Source organism: Streptococcus viridans (assembly GCF_900636365.1).
Lineage (GTDB): Bacteria > Bacillota > Bacilli > Lactobacillales > Streptococcaceae > Streptococcus > Streptococcus viridans_A.
This window is the reverse complement of the sequence record NZ_LR134266.1, coordinates 480,784-497,232: the sequence shown is the minus strand read 5'-3', so window position 1 is coordinate 497,232 and position 16,449 is coordinate 480,784. Positions and strand designations below refer to the sequence as shown.

The window sequence follows — 16,449 nt, the reverse complement described above, 5'->3', positions numbered from 1 at the left end:
CGCTCATATAGTCTAAACTTCGTGACTTATTATTAGAGACAAAAACTAAAATTGCACTCAAGACAGCTCCTATACCAGCTCCACTGAGTAGAGTAATAACCTGACTTGTCCCCAATTTTTTCTCACCTCACTTTCAAAATTCTTCAATAAATCCCAACTATTCATAAATTCTAAACAGTTCAACTAGCAACTTCTACCTTCCCACTCACTCTTCAGCAAGCCATATCTCAAATCGTCACAGCGGTTTCCTTGGGCATCCTTGCGGTCTCTTATGCGAGCTTCAAGGGTGAAACCAAGCTTCTCAGCGACTCGTTGACTTTGGAGATTGTAGCCAAAGCAAGACAATTCTATCTTATGAAGCTCCAGTTCTTTAAAAGCTAAACCAATCAAAACACGCGCTGCTTCAGGCACATAACCTCGGCCCCAATAGTCTGGGTGCAAGGTATATCCAATCTCCAACACATCGTCTTCGTGGCGATGGTTGAAATCAACAGAGCCAATGACTTTATCCGTCCCTTTGACCACAATGCCGTAGCCTGCTGGGAGATTTTCCTTTTGATTGCGTTCAGGAAGAATATGTTCTAGGTAATAAATCTCATCTTCCAAGGTCTTGACGGGTGGAAAACCTGCGGGGTAAGAGACTTCTGGAAGACTAGCATAAGCATGGATATCCTCGGCATCCGCAACGGTACGGACTCGTAAGATCAAGCGCTCCGTTTCGATTCGTTCTGGCAGTTCAGCTCTTGTCATTCTTTTTCCTCGCTTTCTTGATAAAGCTCCCCATGGGATCGACTCGGTTATCTAGATAACGGTAAACGCGCTGATGGCCGTCCCCCATAAAGTAAGTCGGCGCAAAACGGTCATTTATAAAATGCCCTTTGTCATCCAAGAGTTCTGGGTCAGCCAGTCGCTCGAGAATCTTGGCAAAGATATGACAGATGCCATCTTCCTCGATAATCCGATCTACCTGGCAATCCAATGCGACTGGACAGGCCTCCAAAATCGGTGCCTGGGTCAGTTCAGAAATCTCATAGTCAAGCCCCAGGTGTTTCAATTTCTCCCGATGGCTGATAAAGCCAGCCTGCTCCATCTCAAGCATAAAGTTTTCATCAGGGATGTTCACGCTGAACTGTTGATAATGCTTAATCTGGTCAGCTGCATTTTCCTCAGCACCAACTCCGATGACGAGCCAATCTCCAAGGCTATAAGAGGAACTACAGGTCGTGATATTGTGCCCAAAGTTCAGGTCCTGATACCCCAAGATGAAAATCGGAAAACCATAGTAGAGTTTGCTGGTTTTAAAAGATTGTTTCATGACAAGCTCCTTCAGCTAGGGCTAGGGGGGTAAAAGAAAAATCGCCCCTGTCATCAATCTGACAGGGACGAATGTGTTTATCCGCGGTACCACCCAATTTCGGGCTGTTGCCCGCAACTTTAATCTTCTTGTTTCTCTTTTACGACGTCGTTAGCTCGTTTTGGCGTACTTAAGTACAGCCTGCAACTCGCTGCCTAGCCCTAAAAGGAAACAAAAACATTTATATTTCATTTTTTAATTTCATCCATTAGCTACCAGTTTTGACACATTTGTGGACTTCTCAGCACCGCCACTTTCTGTAAAATGTGGGATTCAAAACACCTCTAACAAGTTCATTTTATCAAGTTTTCCTGGAAATAGCAAGAAATCACAAAAGCAATTATTTGAACTTGACTCCAAGCTCTTGCAATTTTTTGATGGTTGCTGGGCCGATTCCTTTAAGGGCCAACAACTCTTTTTCTGTCCAGTTTGCGAAGTCCGCAACAGAGCGAATACCTTCATCATAGAATGTTTGCGCACGATCAAGGGCTACACCTTCCAAGCTTGCAGCAAATTCTTCCACTGAAGAAGCTGCTTGTTTCACTTCTTTCGCCACTGCTTTTGCTACTTTCTCAACCTTCTTAGGTGCTTCTTTAACAGCTGCTGCTACAGTTGCGACAGCTTTTTTCAAAAGATGTCTATTTTGATGTTTGTATTGTTTCGCACGGTTAACGTTCTTCTTTGCCATTTTTCCTCCTACGTATCCAGTGATCAATCCCTAAGGCAACAAGGTTTCATCACCAATATTACTTTCGATAATTCGTTGACGTCTGTTCAACTTTTTTATTGTAACACAATCCCTCGAAAAATCAAGTCATTGCACTATTTTCAGCCAAATCCAGCCAGTCAAAGGCCTTCACAGAGAGCCTTTAATAGGTTCTCTCTCCAAACAAGCCATCTGGAAGATCGTGGAAACCTTTCCCCTCGTGGTAGTTAGCAAACTTCCCTTGAAGGAATTGATAGGCATCCAAGCGACTCTCATAGCGGATCATAGCCTCCTTGGCCCTCTTGTCCTGATCCTCTTCATAGACCTTCTTGCTTTCTGTCAGGGCCATCTCATTGATCATGACCTGGGTCTTGATCCAAGCCTCAAATTCTTTCATAAATTCTTTTTCGTAGCTCATTCTTACTCCAATCCTCTATAAAATTCACTATCGATCTCCCGATAGGGTTGGATATCCTGGACATATTCCAAGACACCTTGAAATTCTCCCGCTTCATCGCGCACTGCTGCATAGGTCACATGGACAAATTTCCCACGTGATTCTGATTTGAACCACATTTCGTACTTTTCTTTTTTCCCTTCTCGAAGCCCCTGCATGATGGCTTTGACCTTCTCCAAGTATTTCGGAGGGTGACACAATTCGACATTGCGTCCTACCTGCGACGGCGTCCGTTTGAAGATCATCTCCTCAAAAGGCGCTGCATCATTGTAATATTGGAAAATATCATCCTTATTGACAAAGGTGATCTCCATCGGTAGATGGTTCAAGATCAAGTTGGCCTGCTCCACAGAGAGAAAGCCATGCCCAAAAGCTTGTTGCTGTTGGCGATCGAAACTCTCTTCCTTTTTCTTAGGCCTGAAGGTAATGGTCAGTTGTCCCTCAGGAGTCTCAATGACCTGACGTTGCTCGCTTCCATTTGAAGAAGGAAGGGCTTCACCTGAACCTTCTGTCTCTATTGGTCCTTCTTCCTTGAAGTCCACACGTTTCGGCACCCATTTCTCACTCGGAATGATAATGGCATAACCATAGGCATCACTTTCTTCTGCGATAGATAGCCAATCATCCTGAGTAAAGGCCTCCAGTAAAATCATCAAGAGGATGGACTCTTCCTTGAAGATCATAGCCTCAAACTCTTGCGCAAAGGCTTCAAAGCGCTCTTTGACTTCAGAAATACTAGAATCTGGTAATTCCTTGGCTGCATCCAAAGCTCTCGCAAAGAGTTCTCGAATCTGGTCATCCACTCCCCACATGACTTTAGGAGGAGAATCATGCCCATAGCGCTCCATAATGGGAAACATCAACTCTTCCTTGCGACGGTAATGCCGATCAAACTGACCCACCAAGCCTAGCTGACGTAACAAGCCTTTCTGAATCTCCTGGATCATCTCAGGATCCTCCGTCGTCTCATAATTATCCAGCAAGCGACGGACCCGCATCATAGCAGCCCGAAGGGCCAGGTTCTCCTGTTTAAATATTTGAACCGGGTGACCTGGATGGTCTGTATCTGCCACTTCGACTCCTTGTACAGCGTTCTTAAAGAGATTAGCATGGACATCGCACAGCTCCATGACATCCTCAAAGGTGATGCCTGCATCGGAGTTCATCAGTTCATGCTCCATGAGGGAAATCTCAATCGCAGACACCCCGCTAAAGGTCGCATCAAAGCGCTCTTGGACCGACTCAGGAGAAGCTCCATGATGTAGCTCTAATAAGATGTCTCTCAAAACATGAATTCGTTCATCACTCATTAGTCTAGCCCCACTACTTCATAGCCATTGGCCTCTATCGTTCGCACAATCTTCTCCATAGGCGTGCCTTCTAATTTTGATCCTTGTTTTAAGGAAACCTTGCGCCCAACTGTATTGCGCATGATTGGATTGGCTAAGGGTTTAAAGCCCAATTCCACCAACAAATCCAATACTTCCGGATGTTGATCAATGACTTGAGCAACTGGAATCGATACATCAATTTTATTATCCATTTCTCACTCTCACATTTCTTCTCTCATCTGAGCTCCTGGGAAACTAAGACTCCTCCTGGGAGAGATTCTCAGTCCTCTGATTGGCCTTTTCATACATGATTTGCCAAATATCCATTGTTAATCCCTGTTCTATTAAGCTTTCTTGACCAATTTCACCACAGCCTCTGTCCGAGCTGTATGGGGAAACATATCCACAGACTGGATGTAGACGACATCATAGACCTTGGTCAAATCCACGAGGTCTCGCGCTAGGGTGGAAACATTACAAGAAACGTAGACCATCTTTTGAGGGGCATAGCGCAACAAGGTGTCAATCAATTGAACTCCCAACCCTGTCCGAGGTGGATCCACAATGACTGCATCTGCTCGATAACCTTCTTTGTACCAACGAGGGATGATTTCCTCAGCCGTCCCAGCTTCATAATGGGTATTATCAAATCCCATCTGCTTCGCATTGTATTTGGCATCCTCAATCGCTTCAGGGATAATGTCCATTCCCCGGACACTCTTGACCTTGTCCGCAAAGGCAAAACCAATGGTCCCAACCCCGCAGTAGGCATCAATCAAATGGTCCTCTGGTGACACATCCAAGGCCTTGACAGCTTCACTATAGAGGACTTCGGTCTGCTCAGGATTTAACTGGTAAAAGGCCCGAGGAGACAAGGAAAATTCATAATCCAAGACCCCTTCTCGGATAGTCTCCTGCCCCCAAATAATCTGCGTCTTCTCTCCATAGATCTCGCTAGATTTGGAGGTATTCAGATTGACTGCCACCGTCACAATTTCAGGGTGTTTTTCTACCAAATCCGCGACTAAGTCTGTTAAATTGAGTTGCCGACTCGTCACCACAATCATTTGGACCTGTCCAGTCTTACGAGCCCGACGCACCATGATGGTTCGAACTCCCAATTGCTTCCGATCATCTGAAATCGGAATCTGGTAGTAGGTCAATAACTCCGCTACATGATTGGCGATTTCCTGAATGACCGGATCCTGGACCAGACAGTCCCTTAATTCCACCAAATAATGGGAATTTTGGGCGTATAAACCAGCCTTGACCTTCCCCTTAAATTTACGCGTCTGAAATTGGAGTTTAGCCCGATAATACTGAGATTTTTCCATCCCAAGCGTCGGATGGATTAGATAATTTTCATAGCCGGTAGGAGCATATTTCTTCAAGGCCTGCTGCATCAAGTCCGTTTTGAACTCCAACTGCTTACTATACTTCAGATGCATGATCTGGCAGCCCCCACAGGTCTCGTAAATATCACAGGTTGGCGTTACCCGATACTTGGAAGCCTTGTTGACGGACAAGAGCTTGGCTTCTGCAAAGTTCTTCCGAATCGCAGTAATTTGGCAAAAGACATCTTCACCCTTTAAGGCCCCAGGCACAAAGACCAAGGTCTTCTTGTAAAAACCAATCCCTTCTCCATTAATTCCCATTCGCTTGATTTTTAAGGGAATTCTTTGTTTAACTTTTAGATTCATATGTCTATTATACCATGTAGTTTCTCATTCGTTTAGAATATGATAAAATTGAAAAGAAAAACAAGGAATTACAGGCCATTTCTCAATAAGAATACGAATAATATAGAGAGAAAGACTGATTATATACTGCAATAAAACTCAAACGAAACAGGAATCCTATGAAAATCACCAAATTAGAAAAGAAAAAACGTCTCTACCTTCTAGAGCTGGATCAAGCCCAATCCCTCTACATTACAGAAGACACCATCGTCCGTTTCATGCTCTCACGAGACAAGGAAATTAGCCAGGAAGAACTCAAGGAAATTCAAACCTATGCCCAGCTCTCCCATGCTAAAAATTTAGCTCTCTACCACCTTTCCTTTAAAGCCCGTACAGGCTGCGAAGTTCGCGACTACTTAGCCAAGCATGAAATTGACGAATCTACCATTGAAACCGTCATGAACACCCTAAAAGAAGACAAATGGATCGATGACTTGGCCTATACTCGTGCCATCTTTCAATCCAATCACCTCTCAGGTGACAAGGGACCCTATCTCCTCAAACAAAAGCTCATTCAAAAAGGTGTCTCTTCCCACTATATTGATCAGGTCACCTCAGAATTTGATTTTTCCGAAGTAGCTCAACGAACTTCCCAAAAACTAGCTAAGCAATACGTTAAAAAACTTCCACCAAGAGCCTTAAAAGATAAAATCACACAAACTCTCATCAATAAAGGCTTTAGTTATGAAGTTGCTAAGCACGCCTATCACCAATTAGACATCGAGCAAGATGAAGAACAAACTCTCGACCTGATTATGAAGGAACTAGAAAAACAGCATCAGAAATACTCACGCAAATATGAGGGCTACGAACTCAAACAACGCCTCACCCAAGCTCTTGCTCGCAAAGGGTATGACTACTCAGACATTTCTACAGCTCTTCGAGAATTCCTTTAAATAAAAATACATAAAAATCCCTTATTTTCATGAAAATATGATACAATATAGAGGATGTACTTAGATTGTAGAAAGTTGGTAAGTTATGAAACTACCTAAAGAAGGCGACTTTATTACAATTCAAAGTTATAAACATGATGGAAGTCTCCACCGAACTTGGCGGGACACCATGGTACTAAAAACTACGGAAAACGCACTTATCGGCGTCAATGATCATACTCTCGTCACAGAGAGCGATGGTAGAAGATGGATTACAAGAGAGCCAGCGATTGTCTACTTTCATAAGAAGTACTGGTTCAATATCATCGCTATGATACGAGATAATGAAGTATCCTATTATTGTAATCTTGCCAGTCCATATTATATGGACCAAGAAGCACTAAAGTATATAGATTATGATCTTGATGTCAAAGTCTTCCCAGATGGTGATAAGAAACTGCTGGACGTAGAAGAATATGAACAGCACAAACGCAAAATGAACTATTCAGATGACATTGACTTTATCCTAAAAGAAAATGTCAAAATCCTTGTAGACTGGATTAACAACCAGTTAGGTCCATTCTCTGAGGAATACATTAAAATTTGGTACAACCGTTATGTTGAACTGCGAAATAAATAAAGTTGGAAAGAGCGAAAGCTCTTTTTTTCGAACTTAATACTTGCAATATCCAAGTAAAACAAGTACTATGTACTTAATAAAAATAGGAAGGGAGACACTATGGCGTTTACAAATACAAGAGGTCGCTATGCAAGTTTTGGAGTCATGACCAGCTTACCAGATGATATTATCGATAGTTTCTGGTATGTCATTGATAACTATCTCAAACATGTTTACCCCTTAAATTCTGTTTTAAAATTTGAACTGATCAATCGCAAAGGAAAAACAACCCTGCGCTTCAGTCAAAAAGACTTCCCCTTAGAAATCGCTGTTGATTTCCTTATTCCTTTCGACCCTTACTACCCGAGACAAGTCAGAATCGTTGATAACAAAGGACGAGAAACCATCATGCTAATTGACGAATACCAACTATTATAATGAAAAAAGGCCTGATGGCCTTTTTTTGTTATAACAAAATAAAAAAGGTCACACGACCTTTCTACAGTATCGGGAAGACAGGATTCGAACCTGCGACACCTTGGTCCCAAACCAAGTACTCTACCAAGCTGAGCTACTTCCCGAACTAAAGCTTACGCTTTATGCACCCTAGAGGAGTCGAACCTCTAACCGCCTGATTCGTAGTCAGGTACTCTATCCAGTTGAGCTAAGGGTGCTCGTTCTTATTCAATTCTTACATAGTCTTGCGACCATGCACCCTAGAGGAGTCGAACCTCTAACCGCCTGATTCGTAGTCAGGTACTCTATCCAGTTGAGCTAAGGGTGCTTCTTCTCCAACCTAAGTCTATGCCGAGGACCGGAATCGAACCGGTACGATCGTTACCAATCGCAGGATTTTAAGTCCTGTGCGTCTGCCAGTTCCGCCACCCCGGCCTCCTCAAGCGAACGACGGGATTCGAACCCGCGACCCCCACCTTGGCAAGGTGGTGTTCTACCACTGAACTACGTTCGCATCTGTTTCTTTATATAAAAAAATGCCGGCTACATGACTTGAACACGCGACCCTCTGATTACAAATCAGATGCTCTACCAACTGAGCTAAGCCGGCTCATTATTATTCTTTTATGCGGGTTAAGGGACTTGAACCCCCACGCCGTAAAGCGCCAGATCCTAAATCTGGTGCGTCTGCCAATTCCGCCAAACCCGCTATAATGACCCGTACTGGGCTCGAACCAGTGACCCATTGATTAAAAGTCAATTGCTCTACCAACTGAGCTAACGAGTCGTATCATTATCTGCTAGAAACTACGTTTCTACGGTCCCGACGGGAATCGAACCCGCGATCTTCGCCGTGACAGGGCGACGTGATAACCGCTACACTACGGGACCTATGGGAGTTAACGGGATCGAACCGCTGACCCTCTGCTTGTAAGGCAGATGCTCTCCCAGCTGAGCTAAACTCCCATATGGTCGTTTAACTCAGCCAACGGTGAGAAACTGCGTTTCTCTTATCCGCCGATTGGAATTTCGATTTCCTCTCAATTCCAACTAAGCTAAACTCCCAAATGAGCCTAGATTCCTCTAGACTCAACCTTGCTAAGCGACTACCATATCTCACAGGGGGCAACCCCCAACTACTTCCGGCGTTCTAGGGCTTAACTTCTGTGTTCGGCATGGGTACAGGTGTATCTCCTAGGCTATCGTCACTTAACTCTGAATGATGAACATTCAAAATTGAATACCTATATTCTAACAAAAATCTAACCAGCTGTAAATATCCTCAGTTACTTTTTGGATAAGTCCTCGAGCTATTAGTATTAGTCCGCTCCATTGCTCACACAACTTCCACTCCTAACCTATCTACCTGATCTTCTCTCAGGGCTCTTACTAACATATTGTTATGGGAAATCTCATCTTGAGGTGGGTTTCACACTTAGATGCTTTCAGCGTTTATCCCTTCCCTACATAGCTACCCAGCGATGCCTCTGGCGAGACAACTGGTACACCAGCGGTAAGTCCACTCTGGTCCTCTCGTACTAGGAGCAGATCCTCTCAAATTTCCTACGCCCGCGACGGATAGGGACCGAACTGTCTCACGACGTTCTGAACCCAGCTCGCGTGCCGCTTTAATGGGCGAACAGCCCAACCCTTGGGACCGACTACAGCCCCAGGATGCGACGAGCCGACATCGAGGTGCCAAACCTCCCCGTCGATGTGAACTCTTGGGGGAGATAAGCCTGTTATCCCCAGGGTAGCTTTTATCCGTTGAGCGATGGCCCTTCCATACGGAACCACCGGATCACTAAGCCCGACTTTCGTCCCTGCTCGAGTTGTAGCTCTCGCAGTCAAGCTCCCTTATACCTTTACACTCTGCGAATGATTTCCAACCATTCTGAGGGAACCTTTGGGCGCCTCCGTTACCTTTTAGGAGGCGACCGCCCCAGTCAAACTGCCCGTCAGACACTGTCTCCGATAGGGATCACCTATCCGGGTTAGAGTGGCCATAACACAAGGGTAGTATCCCAACATCGCCTCCATCGAAACTGGCGTCCCGATCTCTATGGCTCCTACCTATCCTGTACATGTGGCACAGACACTCAATATCAAACTGCAGTAAAGCTCCATGGGGTCTTTCCGTCCTGTCGCGGGTAACCTGCATCTTCACAGGTACTAAAATTTCACCGAGTCTCTCGTTGAGACAGTGCCCAAATCATTACGCCTTTCGTGCGGGTCGGAACTTACCCGACAAGGAATTTCGCTACCTTAGGACCGTTATAGTTACGGCCGCCGTTTACTGGGGCTTCAATTCATACCTTCGCTTACGCTAAGCACTCCTCTTAACCTTCCAGCACCGGGCAGGCGTCACCCCCTATACATCATCTTACGATTTAGCAGAGAGCTGTGTTTTTGATAAACAGTTGCTTGGGCCTATTCACTGCGGCTGACCTAAGTCAGCACCCCTTCTCCCGAAGTTACGGGGTCATTTTGCCGAGTTCCTTAACGAGAGTTCTCTCGCTCACCTGAGGCTACTCGCCTCGACTACCTGTGTCGGTTTGCGGTACGGGTAGAGTATGTTTAAACGCTAGAAGCTTTTCTTGGCAGTGTGACATCACTAACTTCGCTACTAAACTTCGCTCCCCATCACAGCTCAATGTTATAGAACTAAGCATTTAACTCAATTCACACCTCACTGCTTAGACGTGCACTTCCAATCGCACGCTTTAGTTAGCCTACTGCGTCCCTCCATCACTACATACTCTAGTACAGGAATATCAACCTGTTGTCCATCGGATACACCTTTCGGTCTCTCCTTAGGTCCCGACTAACCCAGGGCGGACGAGCCTTCCCCTGGAAACCTTAGTCTTACGGTGGACAGGATTCTCACCTGTCTTTCGCTACTCATACCGGCATTCTCACTTCTATGCGTTCCAGCACTCCTCACGGTATACCTTCTTCACACATAGAACGCTCTCCTACCATACCATTAAAGGTATCCACAGCTTCGGTAAATTGTTTTAGCCCCGGTACATTTTCGGCGCAGGGTCACTCGACTAGTGAGCTATTACGCACTCTTTGAATGAATAGCTGCTTCTAAGCTAACATCCTAGTTGTCTGTGCAACCCCACATCCTTTTCCACTTAACAATTATTTTGGGACCTTAGCTGGTGGTCTGGGCTGTTTCCCTTTCGACTACGGATCTTAGCACTCGCAGTCTGACTGCCGACCATAATTCATTGGCATTCGGAGTTTATCTGAGATTGGTAATCCGGGATGGACCCCTCACCCAAACAGTGCTCTACCTCCAAGAATCTTAATGTCGACGCTAGCCCTAAAGCTATTTCGGAGAGAACCAGCTATCTCCAAGTTCGTTTGGAATTTCTCCGCTACCCACAAGTCATCCAAGCACTTTTCAACGTGCCCTGGTTCGGTCCTCCAGTGCGTTTTACCGCACCTTCAACCTGCTCATGGGTAGGTCACATGGTTTCGGGTCTACGACATAATACTAAAGCGCCCTATTCAGACTCGGTTTCCCTGCGGCTCCGTCTCTTCAACTTAACCTCGCATCATATCGTAACTCGCCGGTTCATTCTACAAAAGGCACGCTCTCACCCATTAACGGGCTCGAACTTGTTGTAGGCACACGGTTTCAGGTTCTATTTCACTCCCCTCCCGGGGTGCTTTTCACCTTTCCCTCACGGTACTGGTTCACTATCGGTCACTAGGGAGTATTTAGGGTTGGGAGATGGTCCTCCCAGATTCCGACGAGATTCCACGTGTCTCGCCGTACTCAGGATACTGCTAGGTATAAAGACTATTTTAAATACGAGGCTGTTACTCTCTTTGGCCTACCTTCCCAGGTAGTTCTTCTATAATCTTTAAGTCCACATCGCAGTCCTACAACCCCGAAGAGTAAACTCTTCGGTTTGCCCTCCTGCCGTTTCGCTCGCCGCTACTAAGGCAATCGCTTTTGCTTTCTCTTCCTGCAGCTACTTAGATGTTTCAGTTCACTGCGTCTTCCTCCTCATATCCTTAACAGATATGGGTAACAGGTATCACCTGCTGGGTTCCCCCATTCGGACACCCCCGGATCTAAGCTTACTTACAGCTCCCCGAGGCATTTCGTCGTTTGTCACGTCCTTCTTCGGCTCCTAGTGCCAAGGCATCCACCGTGCGCCCTTATTAACTTAACCTTATTAACCTAATTTTTTCAAAATTAGAAAACTCATTAAATATTCACAGCGTTTTCGGTTTATTTTCTTGTTACTATTTGATATAGATATTCAATTTTCAATGTTCATCCTTGGTGATCTCTCACCAATGGAGCCTAGCGGGATCGAACCGCTGACCTCCTGCGTGCAAAGCAGGCGCTCTCCCAGCTGAGCTAAGGCCCCACAAGACCTCTCAAAACTAAACAAGACGAACGTGCAGGTTTCCTTATCCTTAGAAAGGAGGTGATCCAGCCGCACCTTCCGATACGGCTACCTTGTTACGACTTCACCCCAATCATCTATCCCACCTTAGGCGGCTGGCTCCTAAAAGGTTACCTCACCGACTTCGGGTGTTACAAACTCTCGTGGTGTGACGGGCGGTGTGTACAAGGCCCGGGAACGTATTCACCGCGGCGTGCTGATCCGCGATTACTAGCGATTCCGACTTCATGTAGGCGAGTTGCAGCCTACAATCCGAACTGAGACTGGCTTTAAGAGATTAGCTTGCCGTCACCGACTTGCGACTCGTTGTACCAGCCATTGTAGCACGTGTGTAGCCCAGGTCATAAGGGGCATGATGATTTGACGTCATCCCCACCTTCCTCCGGTTTATTACCGGCAGTCTCGCTAGAGTGCCCAACTGAATGATGGCAACTAACAATAGGGGTTGCGCTCGTTGCGGGACTTAACCCAACATCTCACGACACGAGCTGACGACAACCATGCACCACCTGTCACCTCTGTCCCGAAGGAAAGCTCTATCTCTAGAGCGGTCAGAGGGATGTCAAGACCTGGTAAGGTTCTTCGCGTTGCTTCGAATTAAACCACATGCTCCACCGCTTGTGCGGGCCCCCGTCAATTCCTTTGAGTTTCAACCTTGCGGTCGTACTCCCCAGGCGGAGTGCTTAATGCGTTAGCTGCGGCACTGAGTCCCGGAAAGGACCCAACACCTAGCACTCATCGTTTACGGCGTGGACTACCAGGGTATCTAATCCTGTTTGCTCCCCACGCTTTCGAGCCTCAGCGTCAGTTACAGACCAGAGAGCCGCTTTCGCCACCGGTGTTCCTCCATATATCTACGCATTTCACCGCTACACATGGAATTCCACTCTCCCCTTCTGCACTCAAGTTAAACAGTTTCCAAAGCGTACTATGGTTAAGCCACAGCCTTTAACTTCAGACTTATCTAACCGCCTGCGCTCGCTTTACGCCCAATAAATCCGGATAACGCTCGGGACCTACGTATTACCGCGGCTGCTGGCACGTAGTTAGCCGTCCCTTTCTGGTAAGATACCGTCACAGTGTGAACTTTCCACTCTCACACTCGTTCTTCTCTTACAACAGAGCTTTACGATCCGAAAACCTTCTTCACTCACGCGGCGTTGCTCGGTCAGACTTCCGTCCATTGCCGAAGATTCCCTACTGCTGCCTCCCGTAGGAGTCTGGGCCGTGTCTCAGTCCCAGTGTGGCCGATCACCCTCTCAGGTCGGCTATGTATCGTCGCCTTGGTGAGCCGTTACCTCACCAACTAGCTAATACAACGCAGGTCCATCTGGTAGTGGAGCAATTGCCCCTTTCAAGTAAATGTCATGCAACATCTACTGTTATGCGGTATTAGCTATCGTTTCCAATAGTTATCCCCCGCTACCAGGCAGGTTACCTACGCGTTACTCACCCGTTCGCAACTCATCCGCTCGGTGCAAGCACCAAGCTTCAGCGTTCTACTTGCATGTATTAGGCACGCCGCCAGCGTTCATCCTGAGCCAGGATCAAACTCTCATTAAAATAATTGTTTGTCTTAAACTCATTCTGTCACTGACAGATTTATTGTTTTTTTATTGTTCAGTTACTATAACTTCCGTTATAGCGCCCTGCACATTGGTTCGTCTTGTTCAGTTTTCAAAGGTCTTTGTCGCTCTCGCGCGACAACTATATTAGTATATCACGACCAAAACTACTTGTCAATATCTTTTTTCTATTTTTTTAAATTTTTTATGTTTTTTTGTTTTTAGAAACTTTATCTTCTATAACATTGGAAAGCTCCTGTATATTCTACAGGAGCTTTCTTATTGTATTAGCTTATTTTTCTTTGACTTCAAGAAGTCCTACATCTCCATCTTCACGACGATAGATGACATTTGTTGTGTTATCTTCCACATCTTTGTAGATGAAGAAGTCATGTCCCAATAGTTCCATTTGTAGAATAGCTTCATCTAGTTCCATTGGTTCAATGTCAATCGTTTTTGTGCGGACAACTTTTTCAAGAGCAACACTTTCCTCAACCAGAGCGTCTGTAAAGATTTTGCTGGTTGCAGATTTGCTACGATTTTTCTTTTCAATTTTTGTTTTATTCTTTCGAATTTGACGTTCAATCTTATCAACCACCAAGTCAATAGATCCATACATATCTTGAGAAACATCTTCTGCACGAAGTGTAATAGAACCAAGTGGAATCGTTACCTCAACTTTAGCAGTTTTTTCACGATAAACTTTTAGGTTTACACGTGCATCCAATTCTTGCTCTGCTTGAAAATATTTTTCAATTTTTTCGAGTTTAGAAACGACATAGTCGTGAATGGCTTCTGTTACTTCTAGGTTTTCACCACGGATACTATATTTAATCATATAAGTACCTTCTTTCTAAACGTTTTTTCTTTTTATATCTATATTATAACGCTTTCATTTTATTTTTGCAAATATATTTTTGAATATTCTATCTTGCTAATGAAAAAGATGTTATTTCTTTCACCCCATTTACATTCAATATTTCTTTAGCTCTTTCTATTGTTGCTCCTGTTGTGTAGATATCATCCACTATCATTATTTTCTCTGGCCAGTCTTTGTTTTCAAACTCTTTTCGTCTAAAAGCTTGTTCTGTTTTTAATCTTTCCTTTTTATTTTTCTGTGATTGAGCTTTTGTATTCTTTTTTATCAATAGGTTTTGATAAGGAATCCCAGCATTGTCTAATATGGCTGTCACCTGATTAAACCCTCTCTTCTCATTTCTCTCGTCACTTAAAGGAATTGGTACAATGGTATATCCTTTATACTTTTTAAGCGCTACCTTTATTTCCTCAGCAAAGAGACATGCTAACAGTTGGTCTCCCTGGAATTTGTATTTTTGAAAATATTCCTTCATTTCTTCATTATAACAGTAAAGTGCTTTATGGTTTACGCTTTTCCCTTTTCGTTCCCACTCTTTGCAATCTTCACAAGAAGTCTCTGAACTTCTTTTACAACAAGTCTTGCAACTAGCTTCACTAACTGGTTCAAACTTATTTTTACAGTTGTCACACATAGTGAGATTCTCTTTTTTCATTAGGATGAGATCTCTTAAGGATTGCTGATTAGTCAGCTCTTCATCACATAGCAAACAATTACTCAAAACCCTGCCTCCCGATTCATTTCTTTTATTTCTTTAATGGCTTGTGTCATTTCTTTGCTGGTTCCTTCTGCTAGAAAAAGCAATTCGCCTGTGGGTCTTTCCATACTTCTTCCCACACGACCAGCAATTTGGACCAGGGCGCTCTTAGTGAACAGCCGATGATTGGCCTCAATTACAAACACATCGACTTTCGGGAAGGTGACTCCTCGTTCCAGGATTGTCGTTGAAACAAGGATGGTAATTTCTTGGTTGCGAAATTTTTCTACCAGTTCCAACCTATTATCCGTTTTTGAGGTTACTAGTTCAATGATCTCATTCTTGAAGTCCCTTCTTAATAGACTGAGGATTTTGTCTCCTAATTCAATTTCTGATACAAATAGGATTAGGGGGAAGGAGGTTTTCCGTTGTTCTTTTATTAGCTTAAGCAACTTCGTTGGCACTTGTTTCTTTTCTATTTTTTTACGTAGATCTTTTAACCATACTTTCTTAGGGACCACAAGGGGGTTGCCATGAAAGCGTCTAGGTAAGCTAACGCGTTTTATCTCCTGTTTTTTTACTTTTTTATCCAATTCTTCTGTAGAAGTAGCTGTCAAATAGATGAGCTTCCCGTTTTTGGTTACGGCATTTGAAACGGCATGATAGAGAACAGGGTTGTTAACAAAAGGAAAGGCATCGACTTCATCGATTATGAGGAGATCGAAAGCTTGATAAAATTTGAGTAGTTGATGAGTAGTAGATATGACAAGAGGCGTTCGGAAATAAGGGTCTGAGTCACCGTGCAACAAGGAGATGGGACAGGAAAAGTCCAGCGTCATCCGTTTATACAATTCAATACACACGTCAATCCTTGGTGTAGCAATGCACACACATCTCCCTTTTTTAATCATTTCCGCCACCACTTGGTACATCATTTCCGTTTTACCTGCTCCTGTTACCGCGTGTACCATCATTGGCTTGCTTTCTGTTAAGGATTGAACCAACTCCTGGGAAACCCGACTCTGAAAGGGCGTTAAGGTCCCCTGCCATCTTAAGACTTCTTCTTGCGGAAAGGCTTGTTGGGGAAAGTAGTAGAGTGCTTGGTCGCTTCTAACTCTTCCTAATTGAATGCATGCTCTACAATAGTAGCTTCCTATCTGTAGTTTCCATCTAGCCTTATCAATCTGGGTTCCGCACCGATTACAAATCAACGCCGTCTTTTCCTTCACCATAGCTGGTAGTTGCTGAGCCTGCTCAAGCAGGTCATCCTCCAGTTGGTCTTGGGTGAACAAACGTCCATAACAATCTTCAAGTTTCATACTTATATATTCGTAAAAGCT

13 protein-coding genes, 11 tRNA genes and 3 rRNA genes are annotated in these 16,449 nt (G+C 44.5%); 3 read left to right on the top strand and 24 right to left on the bottom strand.

Annotated features, from left to right (window positions below):
• Positions 1-183: 183 nt before the first annotated feature.
• The 7 genes from EL081_RS02750 to rlmD all read right to left on the bottom strand — a co-directional run bounded on the left by EL081_RS02750 (position 184) and on the right by rlmD (position 5,548).
• Positions 184-750, bottom strand: coding sequence for a GNAT family N-acetyltransferase (locus EL081_RS02750; RefSeq protein ID WP_126403871.1), 567 nt, complete (start codon positions 748-750; stop codon positions 184-186).
• Positions 737-1,315 (bottom strand): flavin reductase family protein, encoded by a 579-nt coding sequence (locus tag EL081_RS02745; protein ID WP_126403870.1) that lies wholly within the window; start codon positions 1,313-1,315, stop codon positions 737-739. The genes EL081_RS02750 and EL081_RS02745 overlap by 14 nt, the downstream gene beginning before the upstream one ends.
• Positions 1,316-1,694: 379 nt before the next feature.
• The gene (locus tag EL081_RS02740; protein WP_126403869.1) at positions 1,695-2,042 is read right to left on the bottom strand and encodes a helix-hairpin-helix domain-containing protein; all 348 of its coding nucleotides are present in this window, start codon (positions 2,040-2,042) and stop codon (positions 1,695-1,697) included.
• A gap of 181 nt (positions 2,043-2,223) precedes the next feature.
• On the bottom strand, positions 2,224-2,478 hold the full coding sequence (locus EL081_RS02735) for a DUF1912 family protein (RefSeq protein ID WP_126403868.1): 255 nt from the start codon (positions 2,476-2,478) through the stop codon (positions 2,224-2,226).
• 2 nt (positions 2,479-2,480) lie between these two features.
• Positions 2,481-3,827: a DUF438 domain-containing protein gene (locus EL081_RS02730; RefSeq protein WP_126403867.1), complete on the bottom strand. Its 1,347-nt coding sequence runs from the start codon at positions 3,825-3,827 to the stop codon at positions 2,481-2,483.
• Positions 3,827-4,060 carry a DUF1858 domain-containing protein gene (locus tag EL081_RS02725; RefSeq protein ID WP_126403866.1) on the bottom strand — a complete coding sequence of 78 codons (234 nt, stop codon included), beginning with the start codon at positions 4,058-4,060 and terminating at the stop codon, positions 3,827-3,829. The genes EL081_RS02730 and EL081_RS02725 overlap by 1 nt, the downstream gene beginning before the upstream one ends.
• Before the next feature lie 132 nt (positions 4,061-4,192).
• A complete protein-coding gene (gene rlmD, locus EL081_RS02720; RefSeq protein ID WP_126403865.1) occupies positions 4,193-5,548 on the bottom strand; it encodes a 23S rRNA (uracil(1939)-C(5))-methyltransferase RlmD in 1,356 nt (451 codons plus the stop codon).
• 158 nt (positions 5,549-5,706) lie between these two features.
• Between rlmD and recX the strand changes: the two genes are divergently transcribed.
• From recX to EL081_RS02705, 3 genes are all read left to right on the top strand, one after another.
• Entirely contained in the window at positions 5,707-6,483 is a 777-nt protein-coding gene (gene recX, locus EL081_RS02715; RefSeq protein WP_126403864.1) for a recombination regulator RecX, read from the top strand.
• An 85-nt stretch (positions 6,484-6,568) separates the two neighbouring features.
• The gene (ntdP, locus tag EL081_RS02710) at positions 6,569-7,102 is read left to right on the top strand and encodes a nucleoside tri-diphosphate phosphatase (RefSeq protein WP_006596828.1); all 534 of its coding nucleotides are present in this window, start codon (positions 6,569-6,571) and stop codon (positions 7,100-7,102) included.
• Positions 7,103-7,201: 99 nt separating this feature from the next.
• Complete coding sequence (locus EL081_RS02705; RefSeq protein WP_048690403.1) at positions 7,202-7,519, top strand: DUF960 domain-containing protein; 318 nt, start codon at positions 7,202-7,204, stop codon at positions 7,517-7,519.
• A gap of 69 nt (positions 7,520-7,588) precedes the next feature.
• Here EL081_RS02705 and EL081_RS02700 read toward each other — a convergent pair.
• The 17 genes from EL081_RS02700 to EL081_RS02615 all read right to left on the bottom strand — a co-directional run bounded on the left by EL081_RS02700 (position 7,589) and on the right by EL081_RS02615 (position 16,428).
• A tRNA-Pro gene (locus EL081_RS02700) sits at positions 7,589-7,662 on the bottom strand.
• A 19-nt stretch (positions 7,663-7,681) separates the two neighbouring features.
• Positions 7,682-7,755, bottom strand: a tRNA-Arg gene (locus EL081_RS02695).
• Positions 7,756-7,791: 36 nt separating this feature from the next.
• A tRNA-Arg gene (locus EL081_RS02690) sits at positions 7,792-7,865 on the bottom strand.
• Positions 7,866-7,886: 21 nt separating this feature from the next.
• Positions 7,887-7,972: transfer RNA gene (locus EL081_RS02685), tRNA-Leu, on the bottom strand.
• A gap of 7 nt (positions 7,973-7,979) precedes the next feature.
• Positions 7,980-8,051: transfer RNA gene (locus EL081_RS02680), tRNA-Gly, on the bottom strand.
• 23 nt (positions 8,052-8,074) lie between these two features.
• Positions 8,075-8,147 (bottom strand) — tRNA-Thr (locus tag EL081_RS02675).
• A 17-nt stretch (positions 8,148-8,164) separates the two neighbouring features.
• Positions 8,165-8,246: transfer RNA gene (locus EL081_RS02670), tRNA-Leu, on the bottom strand.
• A gap of 5 nt (positions 8,247-8,251) precedes the next feature.
• Positions 8,252-8,324: transfer RNA gene (locus EL081_RS02665), tRNA-Lys, on the bottom strand.
• 31 nt (positions 8,325-8,355) lie between these two features.
• Positions 8,356-8,428: transfer RNA gene (locus tag EL081_RS02660), tRNA-Asp, on the bottom strand.
• 2 nt (positions 8,429-8,430) lie between these two features.
• A tRNA-Val gene (locus EL081_RS02655) sits at positions 8,431-8,503 on the bottom strand.
• 131 nt (positions 8,504-8,634) lie between these two features.
• Positions 8,635-8,750 (bottom strand): 5S ribosomal RNA (gene rrf / locus EL081_RS02650).
• Positions 8,751-8,830: 80 nt separating this feature from the next.
• Positions 8,831-11,730 (bottom strand): 23S ribosomal RNA (locus EL081_RS02645).
• A gap of 128 nt (positions 11,731-11,858) precedes the next feature.
• Positions 11,859-11,931 (bottom strand) — tRNA-Ala (locus EL081_RS02640).
• 53 nt (positions 11,932-11,984) lie between these two features.
• Positions 11,985-13,533 (bottom strand): 16S ribosomal RNA (locus tag EL081_RS02635).
• Together the 16S, 23S and 5S rRNA genes with 11 tRNA genes alongside form the textbook arrangement of a ribosomal RNA operon.
• A 294-nt stretch (positions 13,534-13,827) precedes the next feature.
• Positions 13,828-14,373 carry a ribosome hibernation-promoting factor, HPF/YfiA family gene (hpf, locus tag EL081_RS02625; RefSeq protein WP_006596830.1) on the bottom strand — a complete coding sequence of 182 codons (546 nt, stop codon included), beginning with the start codon at positions 14,371-14,373 and terminating at the stop codon, positions 13,828-13,830.
• Positions 14,374-14,461: 88 nt separating this feature from the next.
• Positions 14,462-15,067 carry a ComF family protein gene (locus tag EL081_RS02620; protein ID WP_232011414.1) on the bottom strand — a complete coding sequence of 202 codons (606 nt, stop codon included), beginning with the start codon at positions 15,065-15,067 and terminating at the stop codon, positions 14,462-14,464.
• A gap of 62 nt (positions 15,068-15,129) precedes the next feature.
• The gene (locus tag EL081_RS02615; RefSeq protein WP_126403862.1) at positions 15,130-16,428 is read right to left on the bottom strand and encodes a DEAD/DEAH box helicase; all 1,299 of its coding nucleotides are present in this window, start codon (positions 16,426-16,428) and stop codon (positions 15,130-15,132) included.
• Positions 16,429-16,449: the final 21 nt, after the last annotated feature.

Bases quoted from the DNA above. Each gene is read 5' to 3' on its own strand.
- EL081_RS02745 (WP_126403870.1), bottom strand. From the start codon at position 1,315: ATGAAACAATCTTTTAAAACCAGCAAACTCTACTATGGTTTTCCGATT.
- hpf (WP_006596830.1), bottom strand. From the start codon at position 14,373: ATGATTAAATATAGTATCCGTGGTGAAAACCTAGAAGTAACAGAAGCC.
- EL081_RS02750 (WP_126403871.1), bottom strand. From the start codon at position 750: ATGACAAGAGCTGAACTGCCAGAACGAATCGAAACGGAGCGCTTGATC.
- EL081_RS02735 (WP_126403868.1), bottom strand. From the start codon at position 2,478: ATGAGCTACGAAAAAGAATTTATGAAAGAATTTGAGGCTTGGATCAAG.
- EL081_RS02740 (WP_126403869.1), bottom strand. From the start codon at position 2,042: ATGGCAAAGAAGAACGTTAACCGTGCGAAACAATACAAACATCAAAAT.
- EL081_RS02615 (WP_126403862.1), bottom strand. From the start codon at position 16,428: ATGAAACTTGAAGATTGTTATGGACGTTTGTTCACCCAAGACCAACTG.
- EL081_RS02620 (WP_232011414.1), bottom strand. From the start codon at position 15,067: ATGAAAAAAGAGAATCTCACTATGTGTGACAACTGTAAAAATAAGTTT.
- EL081_RS02705 (WP_048690403.1), top strand. From the start codon at position 7,202: ATGGCGTTTACAAATACAAGAGGTCGCTATGCAAGTTTTGGAGTCATG.
- EL081_RS02725 (WP_126403866.1), bottom strand. From the start codon at position 4,060: ATGGATAATAAAATTGATGTATCGATTCCAGTTGCTCAAGTCATTGAT.
- ntdP (WP_006596828.1), top strand. From the start codon at position 6,569: ATGAAACTACCTAAAGAAGGCGACTTTATTACAATTCAAAGTTATAAA.
- recX (WP_126403864.1), top strand. From the start codon at position 5,707: ATGAAAATCACCAAATTAGAAAAGAAAAAACGTCTCTACCTTCTAGAG.
- EL081_RS02730 (WP_126403867.1), bottom strand. From the start codon at position 3,827: ATGAGTGATGAACGAATTCATGTTTTGAGAGACATCTTATTAGAGCTA.
- rlmD (WP_126403865.1), bottom strand. From the start codon at position 5,548: ATGAATCTAAAAGTTAAACAAAGAATTCCCTTAAAAATCAAGCGAATG.